General features: G+C 62.7%; 11 protein-coding genes. 6 read left to right on the forward strand and 5 right to left on the reverse strand.

All coding sequences use genetic code 11. The features are described 5' to 3' along the window. Positions 1 to 170: 170 nt before the first annotated feature. Complete coding sequence (locus tag ACYVGC_RS20820) at positions 171 to 1,373, reverse strand: cation:proton antiporter (protein ID WP_460585792.1); 1,203 nt, start codon at positions 1,371 to 1,373, stop codon at positions 171 to 173. Positions 1,374 to 1,491: 118 nt separating this feature from the next. Between ACYVGC_RS20820 and ACYVGC_RS20825 the strand changes: the two genes are divergently transcribed. Then, positions 1,492 to 2,736: a BaiN/RdsA family NAD(P)/FAD-dependent oxidoreductase gene (locus tag ACYVGC_RS20825; protein WP_460585793.1), complete on the forward strand. Its 1,245-nt coding sequence runs from the start codon at positions 1,492 to 1,494 to the stop codon at positions 2,734 to 2,736. An 11-nt stretch (positions 2,737 to 2,747) separates the two neighbouring features. Here the strand turns inward: ACYVGC_RS20825 and ACYVGC_RS20830 are convergent, their stop codons facing one another. Both ACYVGC_RS20830 and ACYVGC_RS20835 read right to left on the reverse strand, forming a co-directional pair. Further along, on the reverse strand, positions 2,748 to 3,146 hold the full coding sequence (locus ACYVGC_RS20830; protein WP_460585794.1) for a hypothetical protein: 399 nt from the start codon (positions 3,144 to 3,146) through the stop codon (positions 2,748 to 2,750). Positions 3,147 to 3,173: 27 nt separating this feature from the next. Then, a complete protein-coding gene (locus ACYVGC_RS20835; RefSeq protein WP_460585795.1) occupies positions 3,174 to 3,428 on the reverse strand; it encodes a hypothetical protein in 255 nt (84 codons plus the stop codon). Between the two features lie 215 nt (positions 3,429 to 3,643). Here ACYVGC_RS20835 and ACYVGC_RS20840 point away from each other — a divergent pair, with 215 nt between their 5' ends. The 4 genes from ACYVGC_RS20840 (at position 3,644) to ACYVGC_RS20855 (ending at position 10,748) form a co-directional block, all read left to right on the forward strand. After that, positions 3,644 to 5,134 carry a diadenylate cyclase gene (locus ACYVGC_RS20840; RefSeq protein WP_460585796.1) on the forward strand — a complete coding sequence of 497 codons (1,491 nt, stop codon included), beginning with the start codon at positions 3,644 to 3,646 and terminating at the stop codon, positions 5,132 to 5,134. A gap of 61 nt (positions 5,135 to 5,195) precedes the next feature. Then, complete coding sequence (locus ACYVGC_RS20845) at positions 5,196 to 6,041, forward strand: N-acetylglucosamine kinase (protein WP_460585797.1); 846 nt, start codon at positions 5,196 to 5,198, stop codon at positions 6,039 to 6,041. A gap of 158 nt (positions 6,042 to 6,199) precedes the next feature. Further along, the gene (locus ACYVGC_RS20850; protein ID WP_460585798.1) at positions 6,200 to 8,785 is read left to right on the forward strand and encodes a membrane or secreted protein; all 2,586 of its coding nucleotides are present in this window, start codon (positions 6,200 to 6,202) and stop codon (positions 8,783 to 8,785) included. A gap of 208 nt (positions 8,786 to 8,993) precedes the next feature. Further along, complete coding sequence (locus tag ACYVGC_RS20855) at positions 8,994 to 10,748, forward strand: glycosyl hydrolase 53 family protein (RefSeq protein ID WP_460585799.1); 1,755 nt, start codon at positions 8,994 to 8,996, stop codon at positions 10,746 to 10,748. 84 nt (positions 10,749 to 10,832) lie between these two features. On the opposite strand, the gene ACYVGC_RS20860 is transcribed toward ACYVGC_RS20855, so the two are convergent. Both ACYVGC_RS20860 and ACYVGC_RS20865 read right to left on the reverse strand, forming a co-directional pair. Beyond that, complete coding sequence (locus ACYVGC_RS20860; RefSeq protein WP_460585800.1) at positions 10,833 to 12,050, reverse strand: T9SS type A sorting domain-containing protein; 1,218 nt, start codon at positions 12,048 to 12,050, stop codon at positions 10,833 to 10,835. A 197-nt stretch (positions 12,051 to 12,247) separates the two neighbouring features. Next, the gene (locus tag ACYVGC_RS20865) at positions 12,248 to 15,100 is read right to left on the reverse strand and encodes an alpha-amylase family glycosyl hydrolase (RefSeq protein ID WP_460585801.1); all 2,853 of its coding nucleotides are present in this window, start codon (positions 15,098 to 15,100) and stop codon (positions 12,248 to 12,250) included. Between the two features lie 360 nt (positions 15,101 to 15,460). On the opposite strand from ACYVGC_RS20865, the gene ACYVGC_RS20870 reads away from it, so the two are divergent. Continuing rightward, positions 15,461 to 16,684, forward strand: coding sequence for a Smr/MutS family protein (locus tag ACYVGC_RS20870; protein WP_460585802.1), 1,224 nt, complete (start codon positions 15,461 to 15,463; stop codon positions 16,682 to 16,684). Positions 16,685 to 16,691 lie beyond the last annotated feature (7 nt).

Consider the following 16,691-nt stretch of genomic DNA (forward strand, 5'->3'; position numbering starts at 1 on the left):
ATTGCGAGCGCAACGCAGTGGAGCGCGGCAATCGCACCAGAACGATGCCCACGCCAGTTGTTCGTCAATAATTCTGGTGCGATTGCCGCGCTCCACTGCGTTGCGCTCGCAATGACAAATGACAACTTACAAACGATTACTGACGGACGGTCAATGACAGCCAAAAACCGTCAAAACTCAATAGCCGCCGTTTGGCGCTGGTGGCTGACTATCAGCCCCACCATCATCAACACACTGGTGAGCAGGATGACCACGAACAGAATATTCTCGCTCACATCGCCGAGGATGTGCTGGGTTGGGATGCTGTAGAAAAGCAGCACCGTAATCAGGCCTTTGGGAGCGATGAAAAGCTCGGGCATGAGGTCAGTTTTGGCCACGAAGCGCAGGTATAGAAAGCGCAGCGCGGTGAGCACTGCTACTATCAGCAGGCCCTGCTCCAGCAACTGCCAGCTCATGAGGTTGGCCAGGGTGATGGAGTAGCCGAAGAGCAGGAAGAAGAACGTGCGGATAAGGAACGCCGACTCGGCCGTAATGCTCTTGAGCTGGTGCAGGTCGGGGGCTAGGTCCTCGACCGTGATGCCGCGCCAGCCGGTGCGCAGCCGCAGCCAGCCCAGCAGTAGGTCGGCGTTGTTCACGGCCAGGCCGAAGGCCAGCACCAGCAGCAGCGATGAGAGATGCAGCTTTTTAGCCAGGCTGTACATCAAAATCAAGAAGGCAAAGAGCAGGAAGAACTTGACGTGTTCGCGCAGCCGGCCTAGTAAGAAGCTCAGCACCACAGTACTTACAACGGCCACCAGCAGAATCAATAGAACGCCCCGGCCGAAGGTGAGCAAGCCCTGGCCCTGGTAAAAGTCTTCCTGGTCCACGAAATTGAAGAGCATAATGCCCAGGATGTCGGAAAACGTGCTTTCGTAGACGATAAACTCCTGCTTGTCGCCGGTGAGGCCGGCCACGCTCGGAATGGCGATGGCGCTGCTGATAACCACCAGCGGCACGGCGTTGAGCAGGCAGGTTTGCCAGCTGGCCCCCAGCCACAGATGCAGCAGCCCGCCAATGGCGGCGGCCTGAGCCATTAGCATCACGAGCGCCGCCAGAAATGAGCGCCGGATGAGCGGTATCTTGTCGCGGCTCAAGCGCAGGTCGAGCGCACCCTCCAACACAATCATTATCAGGCCGATAATGCCGAATATCTCCAACAGTGTTTTGGGCACCCGGAAGTCAATGCCCTGGTATTCGGCCCACTGCCGCAGGCCGATGCCGGTGAGCAACAGCAGCAGTACAGAGGGCACCCGCGTGGCCCGCGAAGCCAGGTTAAATAGATAGGATAGAATAACGGCCAGACTCAGGCCAATCAGGATACTGTAAGAACTCATGGCCCCAAAATACGGGCGGCCCCGGCAAGCTGTTGCCCAGGTAACCTGGAGGGGTTGGCCGTGCAGTGGCCCAAGCAGCCACCTCCCGCCTCGAACTAGAGACGCGTATTTTTGCCCCATGCCCTCCCTTGTTTCCGCTCATTTGGCCAGTGCTACGGCCCCGTTGGTAGCTGTGGTGGGCGGTGGTCCGGCCGGCCTATTGGCCGCCCAGCGCTTGGCCGAGGCCGGCTACCGGGTGCGGGTATTTGAGCAAAAAACCACCGTGGGCCGCAAGTTTTTGGTGGCGGGCCACGGTGGTTTCAACCTCACTAATGGGGAGGATACGGCTGCCTTTGCAGCGCGCTACGGCGCACAGGGCGACTTCTTTGGCCAGTTATTGGCAGGTTTTTCGCCCGCCGACCTGCGCAGTTGGGCCGCCGACTTGGGCATTACCACCTTCGTGGGCAGCAGCGGGCGCGTGTTTCCAGAGGCGCAGCACACGCCTGCCGACCTGCTGCGCTCCTGGCTGCGCCGCCTGAGCGAACTGGGCGTTGCGCTGCACACCCGCCACCGTTGGCTGGGCTTCGCGGGCGAAAACGGCTTGCGCTTTGCAGACGAGAAAACCGGCCGAGAATTTACTCTGGAGCCCGCTGTCACCGTGCTGGCGCTGGGCGGCGCCAGCTGGCCCCAAACTGGCTCCGACGGCCACTGGACGCCGCTTTTGGCCGCAGTTGGCGTGCCCAGCCAGCCCTGGCAGCCCGCCAACTGCGGGGCCGAAGTGGCGTGGTCGGCCTTTTTCAAGGAGAAAGTGGGCCGCGCCCCGCTCAAAAACATTGCCCTCAGCTGCGGCGGCCACACGGTGCGCGGCGAAATCATGCTCACCGACTACGGCCTGGAGGGCACGCCCGTGTACGCGCTCACGCCCGCCGTGCGGGCGGCGCTGGCCGCCGGCGGCCCCGCCACGCTGCACCTCAACCTGAAGCCCGACTTGCCCCCCGCTGAGCTGGCGCGCCGCCTGGCGCAGCGGCGGGCGGGCACTTCGCTACCGGCCTTCTTAGCCAGTGCCTTGCACCTCAAGCCGCCCGTGCCCACGCTGCTGCGCGAGCTGGCGCCCGCGCCGGGCGAGCTGCTGGCGGCCCTCACGGCGCTGCCGATTCCGGTAGCGGGCCTGCGGTCCCTGGCGGAGGCTATTTCATCAGCGGGCGGCGTGCCGTTTGAAGAGGTTGATGAGCACCTAATGCTGCGCCGCCGCCCCGGCACCTTCGTAGCGGGCGAAATGCTGGACTGGGAAGCCCCCACCGGCGGCTACCTCCTGCAAGGCTGCTTCAGTACCGGGGCCTGGGTGGCGGCTTCAATAATTCGTCAGCTGACGTTAGGGGCTTAGCGTGCCTAGCCTTAATTGTACTGGCACATCATACTACCATAGCTATGAATAGAGCACTCCTCCCCACTACGGAAGCGACTAGCAACTCTACTCATAGGCCAGCAAATTGCACCATTTGGCAATTGCAAGCCGATATTTTCGTTTTGTAACAGCTCACCATCTTCAACCTGCCACTTCGTGCCCACTATATTTCGCAACAGCGTTTCACCGACATAGGCGCCAATCGCGAATAGAATACTACGCGGATAGGCTCGCAGCCAAGCTGTTGCACGGCCATCAATTGAGTGCTCTGCAAAAAGACGGTCTAACTCTGCAAAGCTTTGAATAGTGAAATTTAGTGCATACCCTTGGGACGACAGCGTCTGAACTACCCACGCTGCCTGAGTCTCAATTATTTCTCTATTATTCAAAAGTGTTCATAAGTTAATATTTCCTAGTCATTGACTACGCACCTCTTTCTTCTCGGCCTCTTTCAAAATCTGCTGAGCGTCGCGCAGCAGCTGGCGGCCGGGGTCGAGCTCATCGCGGGCGATGAGGGCAAACAGCAGCAGGAAAGACACGATGGGCAGCAGCCAGCCCAACGCAAACCAGAGCCAGAACGAGCGGCCGCGCGAGGCGGCGCAGTAGCCCGTCATGATGGGGATGAACGAGAGCGCGACCACCATCACCAAAAGCATGTCGATGAAGAGCATAGGCGGAGCTGGGGAGAAGGTGAAGGCTTGGTGGCACGCGCGTTGGCCACCCGAAGGTACAAACAGGGATACGTAAAATGTGACGCCTTTGGCGCGAAAACGTTACTATTAGCCGGTTTTCTACGTATGGGCAAAAAGCCAGTGTCGCCTGCGTATGCGTGGGTGGCCCTTCCGGCCCTGGCGGCCATCGCCCCATCGCCCCCCGACTGCCACCTATGTGGGAACACCAAAGCCTTTTTCGCGTCTCGGCCCAGCTATTTGCCGAGGGTATTTTTAATTTACTCGACCGCAACTTGCGGCCCGAGGTTTTTTTGCTGGGCCTGGCATCAGGCCGCGAGGAAGACGACCCGGCGAGCGTAGTGGTTGAGCCCACTAGCCTGCGCTACGGCCCGGCCGAGTTTGGCAACATCAAAACGCTGGCCGCCGCCTTCGAAGCTGCCGACATGAGCCCGCGCGACAACGTGTACCACCTGCACCCGCAGGACCACGACCGCATGGAAAAGCAGCACTGGTACGAGCTGGTGTGCAAGGCCACCGACCAGGTGCTGCAAGAAATGGTAGCCCGGCGCGGTGAAAAGCGCCGCTGCTTTTGCTCCACGCCCCTCAGCCTCAATGGCTACCTGGTGGTGGTGGTGATGCAGCTGTCGTCCGATACCTACGACTCGTATTATACGCTGCCTGGCAAGCCGGGGCCCAACCGGCCCTCGTCGCTGCCCCACGCGGCGGTGCTGGAATTCTTGCATGAGTGCACCCGCGCCCTGCGCGAGGCCGACACCGCCGACAACGAGCAGCCGGTGCTGGACCGCGACTACAACGAAGTGCTGCGCGGCGCGGGCCGCCGCCTGATGCTGCGCATCTCGCCCGGCAACGCCCACGGCCTGTATGATGCCTGCCTGGGCGTGGCTGCCCTGCGCCACGAGGGCGACGAAGGCCGCGGCACCATGCTGCTGGGCCGCCGCCAGCACGCGGCCATCACGCCGGTGCTCACCCTGGAAACTCCCGTGCCCCTGCGCGACCACCGCTCCATTCGCAAGCTACTGGAGCTTACGGAGGGGGCCACGGGCCTGGTATCGGATGCGGCGCACGTGTTTGGCCTGGGCCACCCGGTGGCCGAGAATTCGCCGCAGTACGAGCCCCTGGCCACGGTGCATTTTACCAACCACTACGGCTGGGAGCTGCGCCACGCCGGCCACACCCTGATGCGAGTGGTGAGCAACACGCCACGCCTGCCCCAGGGCAAGGTGCAGGCCGACAACTTTGCCCGCGTTATCCGCCAGGTATTTCCCGAAATATCGCCCGAGGGCGGCGAGTACCTCTGGGAGTTGGCCTTGGAGGCTTCCAACCAGAGCCACGGCACCATGCTGTGCATTACGGCGGGGGCCAAGCCTGAAGCCGAGCGCCTGCGCCGCCAGTGCTTCCGGGTGGTGCCCCGGCCTATGACGGCCCCCATCCTGCGCCAAGCTAGTAGTATCGACGGGGCAGTGCTTATTGAGCCCAGTGGGGTGTGCCACGCCATTGGGGTTATTCTAGATGGGCAGGCTACCGAGAAGGGTGATAGCAGCCGCGGGGCGCGCTACAACTCAGCCGTGCGTTACGTCAGCTCGTCGCCCTACCCATGCCTGGCCATCGTGGTGAGCGAAGATGGCTGGATTGACTTGCTGCCCTCTACCACGGCCAGCACCGTGCCCAACGTGGCCGGCCGCTAGGAATAACTGGGCCGCTAGGCGCTATTTTCGCGGCCCATTACTCCTCGCTTTTCCTACTGCCATGATATTAATTGCCGACGGCGGCTCGACCAAAACCAGCTGGTGCCAGCTCTCCGACGCGGGCCAGCGCGTGTATTTCAACACGGAAGGCTACAACCCGGATTTTGTCAACACCCAGGATATCGTTAGTTCGCTGACGAAAAACCTGCCCGACACGCTGCCCCGCGCCGAAGTGCGCGAGATTTATTTCTACGGCGCGGGCGTGTCGAGCCCTGCCAAGGCGGAGGTGATTGCCGCCGCCATGCGCCAGATTTTTACGGGCGCCAACAAGATTGAGGTAACCGAAGACCTGCTGGCCGCCGCCCGCGCGCTGCTGGGCCACGGGCCGGGCTTCGCGGCCATCTTGGGCACGGGTACCAACTCGTGCATTTATGATGGCCAGAAAATCACGTACAACGTGGATTCGCTGGGCTACTTCCTCGGCGACGAGGGCAGCGGCTCGTTTCTGGGCAAGCGCCTGCTGCGCGACTACCTGCGCGGCCTGCTGCCCGATGGCTTGCAGGAGGCGCTAAAGGAGGAATACCACCTGGGCACGCGCAACGACATCATCGACCGGCTTTACAACCAGCCACTGCCCAACCGCTTTCTGGCCAGCTTCGCCAAGTTTGCCTACGACCACAACAACGTGAGCTACTGCCGCCAGATTGTGGTGGAAGCCTTCGAGGCATTCTTCCAGAATATTGTGCTGCACTACCCTGATTACCAGAAGTATACCTTCAACTGCATTGGCTCGGTGGGGTATAATTTTCGCGATGCGCTCACGCAGGTAGCCAATGGCCACGGCATGCAGGTGGGCAAGATTATCCGCTCCCCTATCGATGACTTGGTGAGCTTCCACGAGGGCTAGGCTCTTTCTTTTGTTGAGGCAAAAAGAACGTCATGCTGAGCTTGCCGAAGCATCTCTACCACGCCGCTAGGGTCACTAATCCCAACGGTGCGAACGAGATGCTTCGGCAAGCTCAGCATGACGTTCTTTTTTCCTCATTTACAGTTAATTACGTTATAATGCTGCGCTGCTACCTTCTTCTATTAACCACCCTACTCACCCTCTCAGCCAGCGCCCAAACCCCCGAAAAGCCGCCCCAAGGCGACGTGTTTGTGGATGCCAAGGGCGTGCTGCGCTGGCAAAAAACCAAGCGCGAAGTGGCGCTGTTTGGCGTGAACTACACCGCGCCGTTTGCCTACTCATACCGGGCGCTGGGTGTGGTGGGGGCCGACCGCGAAAAGGCCATCGACCAGGACGTGTACCACCTGAGCCGCCTGGGGCTCGATGCGTTTCGGCTGCACGTGTGGGACATTGAGATTACCGACACGCTGGGCAACTTGCAGCAAAACGACCACCTGCGGCTGCTCGACTACCTGATTACCAAGCTCAAAGCGCGGGGCATCAAGATTATTCTCACGCCCATTGCCTACTGGGGCAACGCCTACCCCGAGCCCAAAAACACCGGGCCGGGCTTTTCGAGCATCTACAATAAGGGGCAGGCCTACACCAACCCGCGCGCCATCAAGGCCCAGGAAAACTACCTGGGGCAGTTTCTCAACCACCGCAACCAGTACACCGGCCTGCTCAACCGGCAGGACCCCGACATCATTGCCTACGAGGTGTGCAACGAGCCCAACTACCACCCGCCGCTGGCCCCGGTGCTCAGCTTTGCCAACCGCATGGTGGCCGCCATGCGCGCCACGGGCTACGCGAAACCCATTTTCTACAACATTGCCGAAAGCCCGGCGGTGAAAGATGCCATTCTGGATGCTAACGTGCAAGGCTTCAGCTTTCAGTGGTACCCCGAAAATCTGGTGAGCGGCCACGAATTAAAGGGCAATTTCCTGCCCTACGTGGACCAATACCCGCTGCCCTACGTCGGCGACAAGCGCTTCGATACCCGCGCCAAAATGGTGTACGAGTTTGAGTCGGCCGACGTGTTGCAGCCCATCATGTACCCCAGCATGGCGCGCAGCTTCCGGGCCGCGGGCTTCCAGTGGGCCACCCAGTTTGCCTACGACCCGCTGGGCATCGCCTTTGCCAATACCGAGTATCAGACGCATTACCTTAACCTGGCCTACACGCCGGCCAAGGCGCTTAGTATGCTGGTAGCCAGCAAGGTATTTCACGGCATGGCGCGCGGGCAGGCGGTGCCGCGCTACCCCGCCGACTCGGTGGTGGGCCCGGCGCTAGTGAGCTACCGCCGGCAGCTGAGTGAGTGGAACACGCCGGCCGAATTTTATTACACCAGTAACACAAACGATAATCCAGTGCGACCGGCCGCGCTACGCCACGTGGCGGGCGTGGGCTCGTCGCGGGTGGTGCAGTACGGCGGCAGCGGCGCGTACTTCCTCGACCAGCTCGCGCCCGGCGTGTGGCGGCTGGAAGTGATGCCCGACGCCGTGCACGTGAGCGACCCATTCGCCACCGCCTCGTTGCGCAAAGCCGTGACCCGCATCGAGTGGAATGCCCAGCCCCTGACCATCGCGCTGGCCGACTTAGGCGCTGACTTTCAAGTGAAAGGCCTCAACGAAGGCAACGCCGTGCAAAACCAGGCTAGCGCCGGGGGCCTCACCGTGCGGCCCGGGGCCTACCTGCTCACCCAAGCCGGCCGCGACGCCCGCGCCTACACCGCCCAAACCCTGGACGGCCCGCGCCGCCTGGGCGAATTTGTGGCCCCGCCCGCCACGGCCGGTCCGCCGCAGGTGCGCCACCAGCCGGTAGCCCAGGCCACGGCCGGGCAGCCGCTTACCGTCGCGGCCACGGTGGCCGGCGCGGGCCCTCAGGACAGCGTGCTGCTGGTGGCCCAGCATTACTACGGCCCCACCCGCACGCTGCTCATGCAGCCATTGGGCGCTAATACCTTGATGGCCAGCGTACCGGCCGCTCTCACTTATCCCGGCCTGCTGCGCTACTGGGTGGTGCTGAAACGGGCGGGCCAGCCGGCGCTAACCTTCCCCGGTGGCCAGCCGGGCGCGCCCCGCGACTGGGATTTCTACGCCGGGGCCGCACCCTGGCAGGTGCCGCTGGTGGCTGCCACCGCGCCGCTGCCCCTCTTCACCGCCGCCCTCGACCACGACGCCGTGGAGGCCAAGGGCATTGCCGATGGGGCCTACACCGACTACGCCACCACCACCAGCGGCGCGCTGGCCCTGCGCCTGGTAGTGACCCCACCCAAAGCGGGAAAGCCTGCCCCCCCGGCTGGCCCCGCCGCCGCCGTGCGCGCTTACCTGGGCGATAAGACGGCCGGTCGCGTGGCCGACCTAAGCAACTTTAAGGAATTGGTTATCAAGGTTAGCAGCAATCAACCAGCTGCTACCCAGCTGCGCGTAGTGCTGGTGACCCGCGATGCCGTGGCCTACGAAGCCGCCGTGCCGCTGGTGGCGGGCGCTACCGAGGCGCGGGTGCCGCTGAGCACCCTGCGGCCCGCGCCGCTGCTGCTCACGCCCCGCCCCTACCCCGGCTTTTTACCGCTTACTTATACTGCTGCCAGTAGCCCGGCTTTCCGGCTGGCCGATGTGGAGGTGGTGCAAGTAATTGTTGCGCAACCACTTACTCTCAGCGAGCCGTTACGGGTGGACCTGGAATCGGTGGTAGTGCAGTAGCATAGAAACCGGTTTTTTGATTCCGCAATTGTTAAGCAATGGGACACAAAAGAACGTCATGCTGAGCTTGCCGAAGCATCTCGCTCGCATTGTTGGGATTAGTCGTGCAATGATGCGAGCGAGATGCTTCGGCAAGCTCAGCATGACGTTCTTTTAACATTCATAATTTTCAATTCAATATTTTTTACTTTTTCCCACCCTATTTTTCATGACCACTTTTACCCGTTTGGCGGCCTTTGTGCTGCTACTGGCTAGCTGGCACTCCGCCGCTGCCCAAACCACCCCGGCTTTTGCCAAAGGAGCCGACATCAGCTGGCTGACCGAGATGGAGGCCGCCAACTACAAATTCGTCAATAAGGCCGGCGCGCAGCAGGACCTGTTGGCGTTGCTCAAGAACGACTACGCCTTGAACACCATCCGGCTGCGGGTATGGGTGAACCCACCCGGCGGCTACAACAACGCGGCCGACGTGCTGGCCAAGGCCAAGCGTGCCCAAGCCTTGAGCCAACGCCTGCTCATCGATTTTCACTACAGCGACGAGTTTGCTGACCCCGGCCGGCAAACCAAGCCCGTGGCTTGGCAGGGCTACACCGTGGCCCAGCTCAAGCAGGCCGTGTACGACCACACCGCTAGCGTGCTCAACTTATTGAAAACCAATAACATCACCCCAGAGTGGGTGCAGGTGGGCAACGAAACCAACGACGGTATGCTGTGGCCCGAAGGCCGCCTCACCGTGAACGGCTTCACCAACTTTGCGCAGTTTGTGGACCAGGGCTACGCGGCCGTGAAGGCGGTGAGTCCCACCAGCAAGGTCATTGCGCACTTTGCCAATGGCCAAGACAACGGGGCCTTCCGCTACTACTTCGATGGCCTGCAAGCCAACGGCGCGCGCTGGGACGTGATGGGCCTCTCGCTGTACCCCAACGGGGACACCTGGCCCACCTTCACCGCCCAGGCCCAGGCTAACATGAACGACCTGGTGGCCCGCTACCCCGGCAAGGAAGTGATGGTGGTGGAAGTCGGCCTCGACAACTACATTCCCATCGCCACCCGCCAGATGCTGCTCGACCTCATTGCCAGAACGCAGGCCGTGCCCGGCAACAAGGGCCTCGGCGTAGTATACTGGGAGCCACAGGTTTACAACTGGCAGAATTACAACAAAGGCGCCTGGGGCGCCGACAACCGCGCCACCGTAGCCCTCGATGGCTTCCTGCCCGCGCCGGCCGCACCGCTGGTAAATAACCCCAGCTTCGAGTACACGGCCGCCACCCAAACGCCGCTGGGCTGGGCCACCACCTCCACCACCGGCGACGCCGATGCCGACAAAACCGAAACGGGCGGCCACAGCAGCCAGTTTCGCCTCACGCACTACAAGGCCACGGCCTACCAGGTGCGTACCTCGCAGGCAATCAGCAACCTCCCCAACGGCACCTACACGCTGCGCGCCTGGGTGCAGAGCGGCGGCGGCCAGCGCACTTGCCAGCTTTACGCCCAAGCCGGTGGCGCGGCCACTGAGCAAAACCTGACCCTGCCCACCGCCACTACCTGGACCCAGGTGCAGGTGCCCGGCGTAGTCGTCACCAACGGCCAGTGCGAAATCGGCCTGCGCTCCGATGCCGCCGCCGGCAACTATTGCAGCCTCGACGACGTGGAGCTGGTGCCCACCGGGGCCCTGGCTACCACCGCCGCCACCCCGGCCAGCACCGGTATGCAATTGTTTCCGAACCCCGCCACGGCCGGGCCCCTCACCCTGAGCTACTCGCTGGCGCAGCCCGCGGCCGTGCGCGTGGCCCTGTATGGCCCCACCGGCCAGCGCCTGCGCACCCTGGCCGACGTACCACTAGCCCCGGCCGGCCCCCACACGTTGGCGCTGGGCCCGCTGGGCAGCCTGCCCGCCGGCGTGTACCTGGTGCAGCTCACGGCAGGCGGCGTCACGAGCAGCCAGCGCTTGGTTGTTCCTTAAATCGACTCCACCTTCTTTCTCAACACAAAAAGGGTCCCCGCTGCACTGGCAGCGGGGACCCTTTTCTTTTGGCAATAAGCTGATTTACAGTACCGACACCTTACTGGTCGATACCTTATCGCCCACCTGCACGCGCACCAAGTAAGTGCCGGCGGCCAGCGAGGCGGCACTTACCGCCGCAGTTTGGGTACCCACTGGCTTTAGCCCGCTCTCCACGGTGCGCACGGTGCGGCCCAGCAGGTCGGTGAGCACGATGTTCACGTCGGAGGCGCGCTCGGTTACCTGGTAGGTAACGGTCGAGGCGTTTTGCACGGGGTTGGGGTACACACCCAGGGCAAGGGCGGCGGCATCGGCCACGCGGGTACCAAGCACGGTTACGCCCGTGGCAGCACCCACGCTAATGGCGGCCGACTGCGTGCCCGGCACCAGCCGAAAATCGGGGTTCGCCCCCAGGTTTGGAGTCGCCGTGAAGGAAGCGGGCAGCGCCGCCGTGTTTTGCGGAATAAAATCGCTCGACACATAGTCGCCGCCAGGGTTGTTTTGCAAAGCAAAAATCCGCACGGTGCCGCCGGTGGCGGGCAGGCCAATGGAGGCGCGGCTAACCGCGATTTCCAGACCGTAGGCGGGTACGGCGCCCGCGCCGGCCGTGCCGTAGCCGGGGTTAGTATTGAGGCTGGTGGCCGTGCGATAGGCTACCTGCGCCCCGTTGAACACCGTGAGCGCGCCGGTTTGGCCGGTAACGGTGGCGGCTGCGCCGGTAACGGCTACCCCAGTGGTACCGCTGAGCACGGCGGCCGTGGCTGTGGTAGCGTTGCCGTACACAATGCCATCGACCTGCACCTGCGCGGCCGTGCCATTGCCTTTAATGGCAATGCCCATGTCGCCCACCTGGTCCAAGAAGGGCGCGAAGTTTTGGAACGAGGTGTTGACTGCCGTGCCCGTAGCCGCGGCGGGCTTAGGCAAGGCCGTACCTACGGGCACGCCCGCTATGCCGGGGCGCGCCACCAGCAGCTGCAGCGAGTTGGAAATAGTGGCGGGCGACCCGTCGTTTTGCAGCGTAGCTACCAAAAAGAAGTACACGTTGTTGGCATCAGCCGCCGAGTACAGGGCAATCAGGCCGGCGTCGTTGGTAGCCGAGGGGGCAAAGCCGCGGGGACCGGTATCGCGGCCCACCAGCGTGTAGCCGGTGGAGCTTACTTCGGCCGCCGTGAGCTGGCCATCAACCGTTATGGACTGCGCCTGGGCGCCAAACGAAGCGGCCGCCAACGTACCGGCAGCAGCAAGAGTAAATAGTTTTTTCATGGGTATGAAAAAGAGGGTGGGGAAATGGGAAAAACGCTGGCCGGCACCAGCCGACCAGCAAAAACAAACATAGTGGTAAATTAATGATAATCAAATAATTATCATTAATTTACCTTCTTATCATCCTAAAGTAGTACGGGCCGCGGCGGCCCCCGAAGCGGGGCCTGGCTTTGGGGGCCGCAGCGGCCGAGCGCTGGCTATTGCACCAGCAGGCGAGCCGTTTGGGCCTGGTCGCCGGCTTGCAGGCGCACCAGGTACACGCCGGACGCGAGGCCTTGCAGCGACAAGGTTTGCGACTGCCCACCGGCAGCCTGGCGGGCGGGGGCCAGCTGGCGCACGGTTTGGCCCAGCAGGTTTTGCACGGCCAGGGTGGCCGTGGTGGCCGCGGGCAGCTCATACACGATGGTGGTGGTACCGCTGGCCGGGTTGGGGGCCACGCTCAGCTTGAAGGCGGCCGTTTCCTGGGGCCGGGTGGCCAGGGTGCCGGCGGGCACGGTCAGCTTACGGCTCGTGTACACGGCGTACTGGCCGGGCTGCAGGGCCATGCTCATGCTGGTGTTAGTCACGGCCAACTGCTGACCGGTGAGGTAGTTATACCAGGTGCCCGTGGCCGGGAACGTGATGGTGGCCGTTTGGGCCACCACGTCGAAATTGCCCAGCGTTACCACGCTCAGGTCGCTGCCAGCTAGGCTGATGGTTTTCACGGCGCCGGTCAGGTTCTGCACGTACGCGGTGGGCGCGGCCACGGCCGGCTGCTGCTTGAGGGCGGCCAGGGCGCGGTAGGTGTCGTAGAGGTGGCGGCGGTTGGCATCCTGGTAGTAGTTCCAGAGAATCGGCTTGTTGCCGGTGCGCCCGTTTTGGTCGATGCTGATGTCGTAGCCCAGCTCCTCAAACTGCCAGATGAGGCGCGGGCCGGGCTGGGCAAAGAACAGCGCGGCGGCCATTTCCTCGCGCTTGAGGGCGGTGGGCAGGTCCTTAGTTGAGTAGCCGCTGGTGGCATCCACGTTGCCAAAGCTCAGGTCCTTAAATACCGTGCGCTCCTCGTCGTGGCTTTCCATGTAGGTTACCAGGTTGGGGGCGGGCCAGTTGCGGCCACCCTGGTTGCCGTAGTAGCCATAGCTGAAATCCCAGCCCGAGTTGTAGCCCATGCCGGCCTGCTGGTAGTTGTAGCTCATATTGCCCCAGGGCATGAAGCCGATGTTGGAGAGCACCAGCTCCTCCGAGTTGTCGGCGAAGTGCTCCAGAATGGGATACATAGTGGGGTCGGTGGCCACCATGGTATTGTAGTAGTCCTGCCAGATGTTGATGCGCGACTGGTCGTACTGGCCCCACAAACCCACGTCGGTACCCGAATTTCTCTGGGTGAAGCCCTTGCTCAGGTCAAAGCGGTAGCCGTCGATGTGGTACTCCTGGAGCCAAAATTTCATCACGTTCTTGGCAAAGTACTTGGTGTATAAGCTCTCGTGGTTCAGGTCGTTATACACGTTGAACGGGTGGGTGGCCGTCACGTTAAACCACGGGTTATCGGCGGTGGGGCCGGTGGTTACGTTGCCGTAGAGCTGCACCATCGGGCTGTTGCCGGTCGAGTGGTTGAGCACCACATCCACAATAATGGCAATGCCGCGCTTGTGGCACTCGTCGATAAAAGCTTTCAGGTTGGCCTTGGTGCCATAGTATTTGTCAGGCGCGAAGTAGAAAGCGGGGCTGTAGCCCCAGTTCTCGTTGCCGTCAAACTCGTTGATGGGCATCAGCTCAATGGCGTTCACGCCCAGGCGCTGGATGTAGTTAAGGGTGTCGCGCAGGGTCTGGTAGTCGTGGCGGGTCACAAAGTCGCGCACCAGCAACTCGTAGATTACCAGGTTGGTACGCGCCGGGCGCTTAAAGCTCGTGTTCTGCCACACGTAGGGCGTTTGGCCGGTTTGCAGCACCGACACCAGGCCGGTGGTGCTGCCCGCGGGGTAGGCTTTCAGGTTGGGATACGTGGCGGCCGGGATGAACTTGTCATTGTCCTGGTCGAGGATTTTCTCGCAGTACGGGTCGGCAATGCGCAGCTGCCCATCCACCAAAAACTGGTAGGCGTACTCCTGGCCCGGCGTGAGGCCGTCAATCTGCACCCACCAGCGGCCGGTGGCCGGGTCGGTGTCCACGGTGGCCGTCTTTTTCAGCAGGCCGGCGGCGGTCGTCTGCCAGTTGTTGAATTCGCCGAGCACGTACACGTAGCTCTTCTTTGGGGCCGTGAGACTCAGGATAACCGACGTGCCGTTGGCCAGGTACGTGATGCCGTCGGGCTTGGCCCCGGCCGGCAGCTCGGCCGTGGTTACGGCGGGCGGCACGACAACCGTAGTGGTGGCCGTGGCCGAGGTAGTGCCATCGTTGCCGGTGAGCACGAGCGTGTTCACGCCGGGCTGGGTCACGGTTACGTTGGCCGTCAGCGCCGTGGCGTTGGTCTGCTGCGCCACCTGGGTGCCGTTGAGCGTGAGGGTGAGGGTGGCCGGGGCCGTAGCCGTGGCGGCCACCGCTACTGACGAGCCCGCGGCTACCAGGGTGCCGCTAGTGGGGCTGGTGAAGGCTACTTGCAAGCCCAAGCCCACAAATATGTCGCTGTTGCCCACGCCTTTACCCTCGGGCGTACCGTTGGCCCCGCGAAATACCATGGCTAGCTTTTGCACGGTTTCGCTCGAAGCCGCCAGGCCGGGGTAGTAGGTACGCGGCGTAAAGCTGATGCTGTACTTATGGTTGCCCAGCGCCGTCATTTTTTCGGCCGCGATGGGGTTGCTGAAGCCGTTGGCGGCGGGGTTCACCACGTGCTTCCAGTCGCTGGGCGTAGTGCTCAGGTTGGTGATAACGCCGGTATAGATGTACACGTCGCCCGTGTAGGTGGCCAGGCCCGCGTTACCCAGCGTGGCATCGAAGGTGAGCGTAATGGGCGTATTATCAGTGAAATAAGCCGGGCTAACGGTCACTGGCGACTGAGCCCAGGCCGCCGGGGCCAGGCCCGCCAGCAGCAAAACAGCCAGCAGCAAACGCCCCAAGAGTTGAGGTTTTTTCATAAAATGGGTGGGAAAAGATTCGGGAGTCGAGTGAGTGAGTACTACCTCATTTGCCCATGTTCGGCTAAGATAGTACACACTCAGGGCCATTACCAGCAGTTTCATGCCTATTTCATGCGTCAGTCCCACAAACGTTTGCGCTCCAAAAAGCCAGTTTGCGCGCCTGGTTTTTACCCCCGCTTGCCCGCCCGGCCTACCTTTACCCCGTAGTTCGCGTATTCCCTGGTAAGCCGGCAGTGGCCGGCCGCAGGTAGGCCCGCGATTACCTTGTGAAACAGCGCCTTGCGCTAACCTCAGGCGCCCCCCTGCCTGCCCACCAGACGGGCAGCGCCTTGGCAACCCACCCCAATTGTGATTTTTATGAACGTAGGAGATAGAGTACGGCTGCTCATGGGCACCGAAGAAGGCATCATTACCCGCGTGCTCGACAGCGAGCTGGTAGAGGTGGCCATCGACAACGACTTTACCATTCCGGTGCTGCTGCGCGAGCTCGTGCCCGTGGCCGCCGAGGAAGGCCAGGCCTTCCGCCGGCCCGCCCCCGAAATAGCGCGCCCCACCACCGGCAGCAAAAAAAACAAGCCCGCTGGCGGCCAGCCCAAGGCCCTGCGCCTGGGCAGCCCGGCGGCCCCGGCCGGGCCCGCTGCTGGCCCGGCCAAGGCGCAGCCCGCCGGCCCCAGCGCCGGCATGCCGGCTGCGCACCCGGCCAGCGCCACCCCGCCCCCACCCGCCGCCAAAGGCCTTTTTCTGGCCCTGGTGCACCAAGCGCCCGAGCTGCTGGCCCTGCACCTACTCAATAATACCGAGGCCGAAGTGGTGTTTACCTACGGCGAAGAGCGCCAGGGTAAGTACCGCGCCCTGGCCACCGATAAGCTCAAGACCAAGGCCGCCAGCGCCCCGCTGGCCCACCTGCACCTCAAGGATTTTGAGGAGTGGCCCGCCGTGGTGTTTCAGCTACTCAGCTTTAAGCTCAACGCCGACACGGCCTACGACCTGCTTACTAAGCGCCAGTCGTTCAAGGCCAGCACGTTTTACACCAGCCGCCGGCCCGCTCCGGTTATTGGCAAGGAAGCCTACCTGTTTCAGCTCGACGAGCGCCCCGCGCCCGCCCTCAACCCCGAGAAGCTGGCCCAGGCCGAGGCGTCGCTCGAAGCCGCGTTTGAAGCCGCTGCCAACCCCACGCCCAAGCTCGATACCAAGCAGGCCAACGTGCTCCAGCAGGCTTTGGGCGGCGATAAGCCCCTGACCGTGCCGGCCGCCATTGCGCCCGCCCCGCCCAAGCCCGCCGCCGCCCTGGTGGCCCCGCCCCACGAGTTCGACCTGCACCTCGAAGCCCTGCGCCCCGAGGGGGCCGAGGGCATGAGCAACACGGCCATGCTGCGCCTCCAGCTCGATGCCTTTGAGGATGCGCTCAGCCGCGCCCTGGCCACCAACATGCACGAAATCATCTTCATCCACGGGGCCGGCAACGGCGTGCTACGCAAGGAAATTCACCGCCAGCTGAGCCGCAACAAGGACATCAAATTCTTCGAAGAGGCGCAGAAAGAGAAGTTTGGCTACGGTGCTACGCTGGTGCGCCTGAAGTAGGCCCCAC

Source organism: Hymenobacter arcticus, assembly GCF_054779975.1.

Coding starts and splice junctions, on each gene's coding strand:
- ACYVGC_RS20845 (WP_460585797.1), top strand. CDS start 5,196: ATGATATTAATTGCCGACGGCGGCTCGACCAAAACCAGCTGGTGCCAG.
- ACYVGC_RS20870 (WP_460585802.1), top strand. CDS start 15,461: ATGAACGTAGGAGATAGAGTACGGCTGCTCATGGGCACCGAAGAAGGC.
- ACYVGC_RS20820 (WP_460585792.1), bottom strand. CDS start 1,373: ATGAGTTCTTACAGTATCCTGATTGGCCTGAGTCTGGCCGTTATTCTA.
- ACYVGC_RS20825 (WP_460585793.1), top strand. CDS start 1,492: ATGCCCTCCCTTGTTTCCGCTCATTTGGCCAGTGCTACGGCCCCGTTG.
- ACYVGC_RS20865 (WP_460585801.1), bottom strand. CDS start 15,100: ATGAAAAAACCTCAACTCTTGGGGCGTTTGCTGCTGGCTGTTTTGCTG.
- ACYVGC_RS20840 (WP_460585796.1), top strand. CDS start 3,644: ATGTGGGAACACCAAAGCCTTTTTCGCGTCTCGGCCCAGCTATTTGCC.
- ACYVGC_RS20855 (WP_460585799.1), top strand. CDS start 8,994: ATGACCACTTTTACCCGTTTGGCGGCCTTTGTGCTGCTACTGGCTAGC.
- ACYVGC_RS20835 (WP_460585795.1), bottom strand. CDS start 3,428: ATGCTCTTCATCGACATGCTTTTGGTGATGGTGGTCGCGCTCTCGTTC.
- ACYVGC_RS20850 (WP_460585798.1), top strand. CDS start 6,200: ATGCTGCGCTGCTACCTTCTTCTATTAACCACCCTACTCACCCTCTCA.
- ACYVGC_RS20860 (WP_460585800.1), bottom strand. CDS start 12,050: ATGAAAAAACTATTTACTCTTGCTGCTGCCGGTACGTTGGCGGCCGCT.